Genomic DNA, 13,415 nt, shown 5'->3' on the forward strand with positions numbered 1-13,415 from the left:
CTAAATTTAATATTGGTTTTTATCAGAAACTCCTTTTATAACCAAAGAAACTCCTGATGATGTTCCTAAGCGAGCTACTCCCATTTTAATATACTTTTCAGCTGTTTCTTTATCTCTAACTCCTCCTGCTGCTTTTATTAATGCTTTACCTTTAATAGTTTCTTTCATTATCAAAAGATCTTCTAAAGTTGCTCCTGCAGTACCAAAACCTGTCGATGTTTTTATAAAATCTGCTCCTGCATTTACAGCTAATTTCGAAACTTTTTTTATTTGTTCTTTCGATAAATAACAGTTCTCAAAAATTACTTTTAAAACATTATTTCCAATTGCTTCTTTTATCAACCTTATTTCATTTTCAACATAATCACTTTCACCATCTAATAACTTACCAACATTAATAACCATATCAATTTCTGAAGCACCATTTTCGATACTATTTTTAGCTTCAAAAACTTTAGCTTCAGTTGTCATTGCTCCCAAAGGAAAACCAATTACTGCTGCTATTTTCACATCAGAATTTATTAACTCTTGTTTCGCTAACGCTACATAAGCACCGTTTACACAAACTGCGTAAAAATTGTAATCTAAAGCTTCTCTACACAGCTTAATAATATCTTTTTTTGTTGCTGTAGCTTTTAATAACGTGTGATCTATATATTTACTTATCTGCATAAAGTTATACGTTTTTCACTCTTTTTACAGTGTCTGATTTAGATAATGTTAATCGCACAATACTTTCTTCTATTGCTATAAGGTTATGAACAACTTGTGGTTTTAATGAAATTATATCGCCAATACTTAATTGTTTTACTTCATTATTCACTCCAAAATCAATACTCCCTTTTACTACCTGAACGATTATTGCAAAAGGAGCTTGATGATCTTCCATCACTTGTCCTTTTTTAAATACAACTCGTATTTCTTTAGAAAAATCTGTATCTAATAACAATGATACAGCCGGTTTATGATCACTAAACTTTATATCTTTTAAAAATGAGGCTACTTTCATAATATCTATTTTATTTTTTTTCCTAATAAATTTGTTGCAATAGTTGTAAATAACACTATACTAATAGAGCTTAAAGGCATTAATATTGCTGCTATTACAGGTTTTAGTTGTCCTGTTGTTGCAAAATATAATCCTATTAAATTATAACATAAAGAGAGTATAAAACTATACTTAATTATTTGAATTGCTTTTTTTGAAGCTCTAATATAACTTCCTATTTTATTAAACTTAGAAGCGTCTAAAATAGCATCACAAGCTGGTGAAAAAACATTAATATTTTCTGATAAAGCAATACCAACATTACTTTGCGCTAAAGCTCCTGCATCATTTAAACCATCACCAATCATAATAACACTATTTCCTTTAGCTTGTAGTTGTTCTACATAGGTTAATTTATCTTCTGGTTTTTGGTTAAATAAAAATGATGTTCCATTTGGCAACAATTCTTCTAAATATTTTTTCTCTCCTTCATTATCTCCAGAAACGACTGCTAAATTGTAATTCGAATTCAATTCAGAAAACAAACCTTCCATACCTTTTCTGTATGCATTTTTAAAAATATATTTCCCTTTATATTCATCATTAATACTAATATGAACTGATGTGTCTAAATTAATTTCTTCCTTTTTATTTTTAACAAATGATGATGAACCAATCTTTATCTTTAATTGTTCATATTTTGCTTCAATACCTTTACCTGTATATTCTTTAAAGTTACTTATAAGAATGGTCTCTTCTGTTAAAGAATCATATAACATTCTACTCAATGGATGATTTGAAGCTCTTAAAACACTTTTTAAAACCGATTTTTCTTCAGAACTTAAAGTATTACCTTTATAATCTATTTGATTTTCTTTACTTGTTGTTAAAGTTCCTGTTTTATCAAAAATTATACTATCTATTGCTGCTAACTGTTCAATAACTGTTGCGTTTTTTAGATAAATTTTTTTCTTCCCTAAAATACGTAGCATATTTCCTAAAGTAAATGGAGCGGCTAAGGCTATTGCACAAGGACACGCAATAATTAGCACTGCAGTAAATACATTTAATGCTTTACTGGCATCATAAAACAACCAAAATGTTGCGGCTACAAAAGCAATTACTAAAATTGTTAATGTAAAATGTTGACTTATTGAATCAGTTAATGTTTTAAAAGAAGAGTTTTTATCTTTTTTAAAAACATCATTACTCCATAATTGTGTTAAATAACTTTGTGAAACAGATGTTAAAACTTCCATTTCTATAACTCCAGACAATTGTTTTCCTCCTGCAAATATCTTATCTCCTGATTTTTTTAATACAGGTACTGCTTCCCCTGTAACAAAACTATAATCAATATTGGCTTCTCCATTAATTAAAATTCCATCAACAGGAATCAACTCTTGATTTCTAATTAACAATCTATTGCCTTTTTCTATATCGTATATCTGTACATTTTCTTCTTCACCTTTAGAAGTGATTCGAGTAACTGCTATTGGAAAATATGATTTATAATCTCGCTCAAAAGACAAAAAATTATATGTTTTTTGTTGAAAAAATTTCCCTAATAATAAAAAGAAAACTAAACCGGTTAGTGAATCAAAAAAACCAGTTCCCAAATCAAAAATAATCTCTATTGAGCTCCTTATAAATAAGACTAAAACTCCTAAAGCAATTGGAATATCAATGTTCAAAATTTTAGAACGTAATCCTTTATATGCTGAAATAAAATAATCTTGTGCTGCATAAAAAACAACAGGAAGGGAAAACAAAAACATTAACCATCGAAATATTCCTTTATACTGTTCTAACCAAAAACCCGACACTTCAAAATACTCAGGAAATGACAAAAACATAACATTACCAAAAGCAAATCCAGCAATTCCTAGTTTATAAATTAAACTACGGTCAACTTTCTTTTTTCCAACCTCATAATCTTCTAAACTTATATAAGGTTCGTAACCAATAGAACTTAATAATAACACTATTTCTTTTAATGAAATAATATCAGAGTTATATGTGATTCGTACTGTTTTTTTAGGAAAATCAACTTGTGATGCGCTAATGTTTTTTTGTAACTTATGTAAGTTTTCTAATATCCAAATACAAGAACTACAGTGTATATGAGGTATGTATAAGTTTACAACATGCATACTACCATCGTTAAACTCTAATAGTTTATCTACAATAGCTTCATTTTCAAGAAAATCGTATTTCCCTTGAATTTCTTCTGGAACAGCTCCAGGATTGTTTTGAAAATCATAGTAACACGTTAAATCATTTTCTGAAAAAATTTCATAAACCGTCTTACATCCATTACAACAAAAGAATTTCTCTTGTACGGTAATAGTTTTGGTATCGCATTCGTTACCACAATGAAAACATTTTGTGCTTTCCATATTTACTCGTTTGCCTATTACAAATATCTTATAAGAACTGAAATTAAAACATGATATTTATCAGCTTTTTCAATATCTTTGCATTACCACCAAAGTACAATATCTATGAGCAAATGTGAACAATGTATCATTCGTCAGTTTAATTCTTTAAAGTCGCTCACAAAAGATGAATTAGTTAGAATATCTGGCTGTAAAACATCTAAAACAATTAAAAAAGGAGAAGTTTTATTTGAAGAAGGAGAACATATAAATGGTGTTTTTTGTATAAAGGACGGTATTTGTAAGGTTTCGAAAATGAGTGATAATGGTAGAGATCAGATTGTAAATCTTGTTCGAAAAGGTGATTTATTAGGAGAGCGTAGTTTAATAAACGATGAAGCTTCTAACTTAAAAGCTATTGCCGTAAATGATATGGAAATTTGTTTTATTCCTAAAGATGAAATTGTTAGAGATTTAGAAAATAATCCTAAATTTACTATGGATATTCTTAAAAACATGGCTTTATCTCTTAAAACTGCAGATAACTTTATTGTTGATATGGCTCAAAAAACAGTTAAACAGCGTTTAGCTGCTACTTTATTAAGTCTTGATAGTAAGTTTGCTAAAAACGAAAATGGTTCTTTAGATATACATTTATCTCGTGAGGATATTGCGAACATTATTGGTACTGCTACTGAAAGTGCTATTCGATTACTTTCAGAATTTAAAAAGAAAAAAATAATTAACTTAAAAGGTAAAGAAGTTTTTATTATTGATACTCAAGCTTTAAAAGATATTTCTACTGGTTTTTAATTTACTTTTATAAATAATATTGAAATAAAAAAAACGTCTAATATTAGACGTTTTTTTATTTTTAAGCTTCCCCTGTTGTTCCGCCAAAATTCATTGGAATTGGTACTTGCTCATAATCCTTAATCTCACCATTAGCTTGTTCAAACTTACGAACATTTTCAGCTAAAGCTTTTGTGAGTCTCTTAGCATGTTGTGGTGTTAAAATAATTCTAGATTTTACTTTAGCCTTTGGTACACCAGGCATTATATTAATAAAATCAACTATAAATTCAGATACTGAATGATTAATTATAGCTAAATTACTATAAGTTCCTTCAGCTATATCCTGATCTAACTCTATGTTTAATTGTGGGTCTTTATTTTCTTCCATAAAAATAAGAATAAAAAAAGGCCTCTAAAATTTAGAGGCCTTACTATTAAAATTTATAAATTTTTCTCCATTTCTTCTCTTGGCCCTACGATTTGATGATCGTAAGATCTCATTCCTGTACCTGCTGGTATACGTTTACCTACAATTACATTTTCTTTTAATCCTTCTAATGTATCGATTTTACCGTTTACTGCGGCTTCATTTAATACTTTAGTAGTTTCCTGGAACGATGCTGCTGATATAAATGATTTCGTTTGTAACGATGCTCTTGTAATACCTTGTAATACTTGCTCTGCTGTTGCAGGCTGCGCATCACGTGCTGCTACTAGATTTTTATCTGCTCTACGTAAAATTGAATTTTCATCTCTTAACTGACGAGCTGAAACCATTTGACCTGGTTTTAAATTCTCAGAATCTCCTGCATCTTCAACAACTTTCATTCCGTAGATATTGTCGTTGTCTGTGATAAAGTCGTTCTTATGAATTAATTGGTTCTCTAAGAATAATGTATCTCCTGAATCAATAATTCTAACTTTACGCATCATTTGACGTACAACTACTTCGAAATGCTTATCATTAATTTTCACACCTTGTAAACGATATACTTCTTGAATTTCGTTTACTAAGTATTCTTGTACAGCTGAAGGCCCTTTAATATTTAAAATATCAATAGGTGTTGTTGCTCCATCAGATAATGGCATACCTGCCTTAATGAAATCGTTTTCTTGAACTAAAATCTGATTAGATAATTTCACTAAGTATTTAGTAATATCACCTGTTTTAGATTCAATAATAATCTCACGATTACCTCTTTTTATTTTACCGAAAGATACCACACCATCAATCTGAGCAATTACTGCTGGGTTAGATGGGTTACGTGCTTCGAATAATTCTGTTACACGTGGTAAACCTCCTGTAATATCTCCTGCTTTACCAGATTTACGTGGAATTTTAACTAATGTATGACCTGATTCTACTTTATCACCATCACTTACCATTAAATGAGCTCCTACTGGTAAACTATACGAACGTAACGCATTACCATCAGCATCTTCAATAATTAATGAAGCAATAATTTTTTTGTTTTTAGAATCGATCATCACTTTTTCCTGGAAACCAGTTTGTTCATCAATTTCAACAGAGTAATTAATACCTTGCTCTAAATTGTCAAACTTAACTCTTCCTCCGAATTCTGATACGATAACTCCGTTAAATGAATCCCATTGACATACTGCATCTCCTTTTTTAATGGTTTTAATATCTTTATTAAAGATAGTAGATCCATAAGGGATAATATTAGTACTTAATACGATATCAGTCTTCTTGTCGATAATTTTAATTTCAGCAGTACGTGAAATAACGATTTCAATTTCTTTTCCGTCATTATCTTTACCATTTACGGTACGTAAATCTTCAATTTTAACTTTACCGTCAAATTTTGCAATTAACTTATTCTCTTCAGAAATGTTTCCTGCAACCCCACCAACGTGGAATGTACGTAATGTTAACTGTGTACCAGGTTCTCCAATAGATTGTGCTGCAATTACACCAACTGCCTCACCTCTTTGAACTTTTTTACCTGTTGATAAAGATTGCCCATAACATTTTTCACATATTCCTCTTTGAGACTCACATGTTAATGCTGAACGAACTTCTACTGCATCAATACCAGATGATTGAATTTTATCTGCTAATTTAACTGTAATTAACTCTCCTGATTCAACTAAAATTTCATCAGAGTTTGGTGCGTATACGTTATGTAATGAAGTACGACCTGTAATTCTATCACTTAAAGATTCAACGATTTCATCGTTTTTCTTTAATGGTGTAACCTCTAAACCTCTTAAAGTACCACAATCAACTTCGTTTACAATAACATCTTGAGATACATCTACTAAACGACGTGTTAAGTAACCTGCATCGGCAGTTTTTAATGCGGTATCGGCTAAACCTTTACGAGCACCGTGTGTTGATATAAAGTATTCAAGAATTGATAATCCTTCCTTAAAGTTAGAAAGAATTGGATTTTCAATAATTTCTCCACCACCTGCTGTAGATTTTTTAGGCTTTGCCATTAATCCACGCATACCAGTTAACTGACGAATCTGTTCTTTAGATCCACGTGCTCCAGAATCTAACATCATAAATACTGAGTTAAACCCTTGTTGGTCTTCACGTAAACGCTTCATAGATAATTCAGTTAATTGATTATTGGTTCTACCCCAAATATCAATTACCTGGTTATAACGCTCTTTTTGCGTTAACATACCCATATTATAATTACCTACAACTGCATCAACTTCTTTGTTTGCATCAGCAATCATTGTATGCTTTTCTGGTGGAATAATAATATCTCCTAATGAGAATGATAAACCTCCTTCAAATGCATATCTATATCCCATATTTTTAATTTCATCTAAGAAATCTCCAATTGAAGGAATATCTGTAACTTTTAAAATACCACCAATAATATCTCTTAATGATTTTTTAGTTAAAACCTCATTAATGTATCCTGCTGCTTTTGGCACTTTCTCGTTAAATAAAACTCTACCAACTGTAGTTGCTATAATTCTAGTTACCGCTTCACCATCTACAACATCATGTGTACGTACTTTTATACCTGCATTTAAGTCTACTCTTTCTTCATTTAAGGCTATAATTACCTCTTCTGGAGAATAGAAAATTAACCCTTCACCTTTAACAGGTACTTCTGGAGTTGACTTTCTTTCTTTAGTCATATAGTAAAGACCTAATACCATATCCTGAGATGGTACCGTAATAGGTGCTCCATTTGCAGGATTTAAAATATTATGAGATCCTAACATTAATAACTGTGCTTCTAAAATAGCTTCAGGTCCTAATGGTAAGTGAACTGCCATTTGATCTCCATCAAAATCGGCATTGAAGGCAGAACAAGCAAGTGGATGTAATCTAATTGCTTTTCCTTCAATTAATTTTGGTTGGAATGCTTGAATACCTAAACGGTGTAATGTAGGTGCACGGTTTAATAAAACTGGATGTCCTTTAATTACATTTTCTAAAATATCCCAAACAACAGGCTCTTTTCTATCTATAATTTTCTTTGCAGATTTTACAGTTTTTACAATACCTCTTTCTATTAATTTACGAATAACAAAAGGTTTGTATAATTCTGCTGCCATATCTTTTGGCAATCCACATTCAAATAATCTTAATTCTGGTCCAACAACAATTACCGAACGTGCAGAATAATCAACACGCTTACCTAATAAGTTTTGACGGAAACGACCTTGTTTACCTTTTAAACTATCAGATAAAGATTTTAATGGTCTGTTAGATTCTGTTTTTACTGCAGATGATTTACGTGTGTTATCAAATAATGAATCTACTGATTCTTGTAACATACGTTTCTCATTACGTAAAATAACCTCAGGTGCTTTAATTTCCATTAATCGCTTTAAACGATTGTTACGGATAATTACACGACGATATAAATCATTTAAATCTGAAGTTGCGAAACGACCACCATCTAATGGTACTAATGGACGTAATTCTGGCGGTATTACTGGAACCGCTTTCATAATCATCCACTCTGGATTGTTTTCTCTATTTTTTTGAGAATCTCTAAAAGCTTCTACAACATTTAAACGCTTTAATGCTTCGTTTTTACGTTGCTTAGAAGTTTCAGTGTTTGCTTTATGACGTAATTCAAATGATAAAGTATCTAAATCAATTCTTTCTAATAAATCGATTAAACATTCAGCTCCCATTTTAGCAATAAACTTTGCTGGGTCTGTATCATCTAAATACATGTTTTCTTGTGGAAGTGTATCTAAAATATCTAAATACTCTTCTTCTGTTAAGAAATCCATTTTTTGTAATGGTTCTCCTTCAACAGTTTTAGCATCACCTGGTTGAATTACTACATAACGTTCGTAGTAAATAATCATATCTAACTTCTTAGATGGTAAACCTAAAAGGTATCCCATTTTGTTAGGTAATGATCTAAAATACCAAATATGTGCTACAGGTACTACTAAATTAATGTGACCTACTCTGTCTCTACGTACTTTTTTCTCAGTAACTTCAACTCCACATCGGTCACAAATGATTCCTTTATAACGGATTCTTTTATATTTACCACATGCACACTCATAATCCTTTATAGGACCAAAGATACGTTCACAAAATAAACCATCTCTTTCTGGTTTGTGTGTACGGTAGTTAATCGTTTCTGGCTTTAAAACTTCACCTCTTGAAGCCTCTAAAATAGACTCAGGTGATGCTAAACCAATTGAAATTTTGTTAAACTTTTTAACAGTGTATTTTTCGTTCTTTCTTGCCATAATAAGTAATGGATTCGAATTAAAAATTTGTCTCGATGAGACGTATATTTAAAATGATTTATCATTAGGTAATTAAAAATTACCTAATGATATTTCACTGTTTGTTATTCCTCTAATTTAACATCTAATCCTAAACCTTTCAGTTCATGCATTAATACGTTAAATGATTCTGGTAAACCTGGTTCTGGCATAGTTTCACCTTTTACGATTGCTTCGTAAGTTTTGGCTCTACCTAATACATCATCAGATTTCACTGTTAAGATTTCTCTTAAGATACTTGATGCACCATATGCTTCAAGTGCCCAAACTTCCATCTCTCCAAAACGCTGACCTCCAAACTGAGCTTTACCTCCTAATGGTTGTTGTGTAATTAATGAGTAAGGTCCAATAGAACGCGCGTGCATTTTATCTTCAATCATGTGACCTAACTTAATCATATAAATTATACCTACTGTTGCTGGCTGATCGAAACGTTTTCCTGTACCTCCATCATATAAATATGTATGTCCGTAACGTGGAATTCCAGCTTCGTCTGTCAATGCGTTAATTTGATCAATATTTGCTCCATCAAAAATTGGTGTTGCATACTTTTGATCTAATTTTTGTCCTGCCCATCCAAGAACAGTTTCATAAATTTGACCAATGTTCATACGCGATGGTACACCTAATGGATTTAATACAATATCTACTGGAGTTCCGTCTTCTAAGAAAGGCATGTCTTCTGCTCTAACTATACGAGCAACAATACCTTTGTTTCCGTGACGTCCTGCCATCTTATCTCCTACTTTTAATTTACGTTTTTTGGCAACATAAATTTTAGCTAGTTTTAAGATTCCTGCTGGTAATTCATCTCCTACAGAAATAGTGAATTTTTCACGACGTAAGGCTCCTTGTAAATCGTTAACTTTAATTTTATAATTGTGAACTAATTCAACAACTAATCTATTTAAAGTTTTATCTGTAGTCCAAGTTCCGTGTAAGTGTGTAAAATCACCTACAGAGTTTAACATTTTTTGAGTAAACTTTTTACCTTTTGGTAAAACCTCTTCTCCTAAATCATTAAATACTCCTTGAGAAGTTTTTCCAGTAATTAAATTGAATAACTTTTCAATTAAAATATCTTTTAAACCTTCAAACTTATGTACATAAGATGCTTCTAAAGTTGCTATTGCTTCTTTATCACGAGCACGTTTTGTCTTATCTTTTACAGCACGTTGAAATAATTTCTTATTAATTACTACACCTCTTAATGATGGAGAAGCTTTTAATGATGCATCTTTTACATCTCCTGCTTTATCACCAAAAATAGCACGTAATAATTTTTCTTCTGGAGTTGGATCAGATTCTCCTTTAGGCGTAATCTTACCAATTAAGATATCACCAGGATTTACCTCTGCTCCAATACGAATCATCCCGTTTTCATCTAAGTCTTTAGTAGCCTCTTCAGAAACATTAGGAATATCATTCGTTAATTCTTCAGCTCCTAATTTCGTATCACGAACATCTAATGAATATTCATCAATATGAATAGAAGTAAAGATATCTTCACGAACTACTTTTTCAGAAATTACAATTGCATCCTCAAAGTTATACCCTTTCCAAGGCATAAAGGCTACTTTCATATTTCTACCTAAAGCTAATTCTCCTTTTTGTGTTGCATATCCTTCACAAAGTACTTGACCTTCTTGAACTCTATCACCAACTTTTACAATTGGCTTAAGGTTAATGTTTGTACCTTGATTCGTTTTTCTAAACTTAATTAAGTTATAAGAAATTTCATCTGAATCGAAACTTACTAAGCGCTCTTCTTCTGATCTATCGTACTTAATTGTTATTTTATTTGCATCAACATATTCAATAACACCTGCTCCTTCTGCATTTATTAAAATACGAGAATCTTTAGCTACTCTACGCTCTAATCCTGTACCTACAATTGGAGATTCTGGACGTAATAATGGAACTGCTTGACGCATCATGTTCGATCCCATTAATGCACGGTTGGCATCATCATGTTCTAAGAAAGGAATTAATGATGCTGATATAGATGCAATCTGGTTAGGAGCAACATCCATGTAATCAATTTCTGTTGGAGTAACAACTGGAAAGTCACCACCCTCACGTGAAATTAATTTATCACCAACGAAATCACCATCTGCACTAACTTCTAAATTAGATTGTGCAAACTTCATTCCTTCTTCTTCCTCAGCACTTAAATAAATATGCTCTTGATCTAAATCTATGTTTCCTTCAATAACCTTCTTATAAGGTGTTTCGATAAAACCTAAATTATTCACCTTAGCAAATACAGCTAAAGATGAAATTAATCCAATGTTCGGTCCTTCAGGAGTTTCAATTGGACATAAACGACCATAGTGTGTATAGTGAACATCACGAACCTCAAATCCTGCTCTTTCTCTAGATAAACCTCCAGGTCCTAAAGCTGATAAACGACGTTTGTGTGTAATCTCTGCTAATGGATTTGTTTGATCCATAAATTGAGATAACTGGTTAGTACCAAAGAAAGAATTAATTACAGAAGATAATGTTTTTGCATTAATTAAATCAATTGGAGTAAATACTTCGTTATCACGTACATTCATTCTTTCACGAATAGTACGAGCCATACGAGCTAAACCAACACCGAATTGACCTGCTAGTTGTTCACCAACAGTTCTTACACGACGATTAGATAAGTGATCAATATCATCTACTTCTGCTTTTGAGTTAATTAACTCAATTAAGTATTTGATAATTGTAATAATATCGTTCTTAGTTAATACCTTCTGATCAATCGGTTCGTTTAACTGTAATTTGGTGTTCATTCTAAAACGACCAACTTCTCCTAAACTATAACGTTGCTCAGAGAAAAATAATTTTTCAATTATTCCTCTTGCTGTCTCCTCATCTGGCGGCTCAGCATTACGTAATTGTCTATAAACATGTTCTACTGCTTCTTTTTCAGAATTCGTAGGATCTTTTTGTAATGTATTGTGGATGATTGCATAATCTGCCATGTCATTATCTACCTTATGTAATAAGATAGTTTTTGCACCTGCATCAATTATTTCATCAATATGTTCTTTTTCTATGATTGTATCACGATCGAAAACAATTTCGTTTCGTTCTATCGATACAACTTCTCCTGTATCTTCATCTACAAAATCTTCATGCCAAGTTTTTAAAACTCTAGCAGCTAATTTACGCCCTAATATTTTCTTTAATCCAGCTTTAGAAACTTTTACTTCTTCTGCTAAATCAAAAATTTCTAAAATATCTTTATCTCTTTCAAAACCAATGGCTCTGAATAATGTTGTTACTGGTAATTTTTTCTTTCTATCAATATAAGCATACATTACTTGATTGATATCAGTTGCAAATTCTATCCAAGATCCTTTAAAAGGAATTACTCTTGCTGAGTATAATTTGGTTCCGTTTGCGTGGAATGATTGTCCAAAGAAAACACCTGGTGAACGGTGTAACTGAGAAACTACAACTCTTTCTGCTCCATTAATAATGAAAGTTCCAGAATTAGTCATATAAGGAATAGTACCTAAATATACGTCTTGAACAATTGTTTCAAAATCTTCATGTTCAGGATCTGTACAGTAAAGCTTTAATCTTGCCTTTAAAGGTACACTATGTGTTAATCCTCTTTCAATACATTCTTGAATGCTATATCTTGGTGGATCTACAAAATAGTCTAAAAATTCTAATACAAATTGATTACGTGTATCTGTAATCGGAAAGTTATCCATGAAGGTTTTATACAAACCTTCTTCACCTCGCTCATCAGCCTTTGTTTGCAATTGAAAAAAATCTTGAAAAGATTTTACTTGAATATCTAGAAAATCAGGATAGTCAGTTCTTAATTGCGATGATGCGAAGTTAATTCTTTCAGTAGTGTTTATCGTTGCCAAAAGAGATGCTATTTTTAAATTAAAAATATTATTTTTTGAAACTTTCTCGTTTCAATAATGCAATTTTAATTGCTTTGCTGATTTTAAAACCAGCTCTTTTATAGTCGTATTATTACAAATTTATAGTTGTAATAAAATAAAGAACGAATATATACACAAAATGGTTTAGGACTAGAAACATGTGTTCCTAGTACCTAAACCTTAATTGTTTTATCCCGTATTATACCGGGAGTATAGCTTACTTAAGCTCTACTTCAGCTCCTGCTTCTTCTAAAGATTTTTGAAGACCTTCTGCTTCATCTTTAGTTACTCCTTCTTTGATTGGTGCTGGTGCACTATCAACGATTGCCTTAGCATCTTTTAAACCTAATCCAGTTAATTCTTTAACTAACTTTACTACAGCTAATTTAGAACCACCTGCTGCTTTTAAGATAACATCAAATTCAGTTTTCTCTTCTGCTGCTTCTCCTCCTGCTGCTGGACCTGCTACTGCTACTGCTGCTGCTGCTGGCTCAATACCGTACTCATCTTTTAAAATATCAGCTAATTCATTAACCTCTTTTACTGTTAAGTTAACTAATTGCTCTGCGAAATCTTTTAAATCTGCCATTTTAATTGTTTTTT

The 13,415-nt window shown here is 31.5% G+C and carries 8 protein-coding genes; 1 reads left to right on the forward strand and 7 read right to left on the reverse strand.

The annotated features are described in order from the left end of the window. Positions 1-6: 6 nt before the first annotated feature. From deoC to H518_RS0107520, 3 genes are read right to left on the reverse strand one after another with little or no spacing between them, the layout of a single operon-like run. On the reverse strand, positions 7-672 hold the full coding sequence (deoC, locus tag H518_RS0107510; protein WP_028888483.1) for a deoxyribose-phosphate aldolase: 666 nt from the start codon (positions 670-672) through the stop codon (positions 7-9). Positions 673-676: 4 nt separating this feature from the next. Further along, complete coding sequence (locus tag H518_RS0107515; protein ID WP_028888484.1) at positions 677-1,009, reverse strand: AraC family ligand binding domain-containing protein; 333 nt, start codon at positions 1,007-1,009, stop codon at positions 677-679. A 5-nt stretch (positions 1,010-1,014) separates the two neighbouring features. Then, positions 1,015-3,387, reverse strand: coding sequence for a heavy metal translocating P-type ATPase (locus H518_RS0107520; protein WP_028888485.1), 2,373 nt, complete (start codon positions 3,385-3,387; stop codon positions 1,015-1,017). A 105-nt stretch (positions 3,388-3,492) separates the two neighbouring features. On the opposite strand from H518_RS0107520, the gene H518_RS0107525 reads away from it, so the two are divergent. Then, complete coding sequence (locus H518_RS0107525) at positions 3,493-4,179, forward strand: Crp/Fnr family transcriptional regulator (RefSeq protein ID WP_028888486.1); 687 nt, start codon at positions 3,493-3,495, stop codon at positions 4,177-4,179. Positions 4,180-4,240: 61 nt separating this feature from the next. On the opposite strand, the gene H518_RS0107530 is transcribed toward H518_RS0107525, so the two are convergent. The 4 genes from H518_RS0107530 to rplL all read right to left on the reverse strand — a co-directional run bounded on the left by H518_RS0107530 (position 4,241) and on the right by rplL (position 13,401). Further along, entirely contained in the window at positions 4,241-4,549 is a 309-nt protein-coding gene (locus H518_RS0107530) for a DUF3467 domain-containing protein (RefSeq protein ID WP_028888487.1), read from the reverse strand. 53 nt (positions 4,550-4,602) lie between these two features. Next, positions 4,603-8,874, reverse strand: a complete 4,272-nt coding sequence (gene rpoC / locus H518_RS0107535; protein ID WP_028888488.1) for a DNA-directed RNA polymerase subunit beta' — start codon at positions 8,872-8,874, stop codon at positions 4,603-4,605. A 104-nt stretch (positions 8,875-8,978) separates the two neighbouring features. After that, the gene (rpoB, locus tag H518_RS0107540; RefSeq protein WP_028888489.1) at positions 8,979-12,791 is read right to left on the reverse strand and encodes a DNA-directed RNA polymerase subunit beta; all 3,813 of its coding nucleotides are present in this window, start codon (positions 12,789-12,791) and stop codon (positions 8,979-8,981) included. 238 nt (positions 12,792-13,029) lie between these two features. Continuing rightward, positions 13,030-13,401, reverse strand: coding sequence for a 50S ribosomal protein L7/L12 (gene rplL / locus H518_RS0107545; RefSeq protein ID WP_028888490.1), 372 nt, complete (start codon positions 13,399-13,401; stop codon positions 13,030-13,032). Positions 13,402-13,415 lie beyond the last annotated feature (14 nt).

Origin of the sequence: Tenacibaculum ovolyticum DSM 18103, from assembly GCF_000430545.1 — a bacterium.
Classification (GTDB): Bacteria; Bacteroidota; Bacteroidia; order Flavobacteriales; family Flavobacteriaceae; genus Polaribacter; species Polaribacter ovolyticus.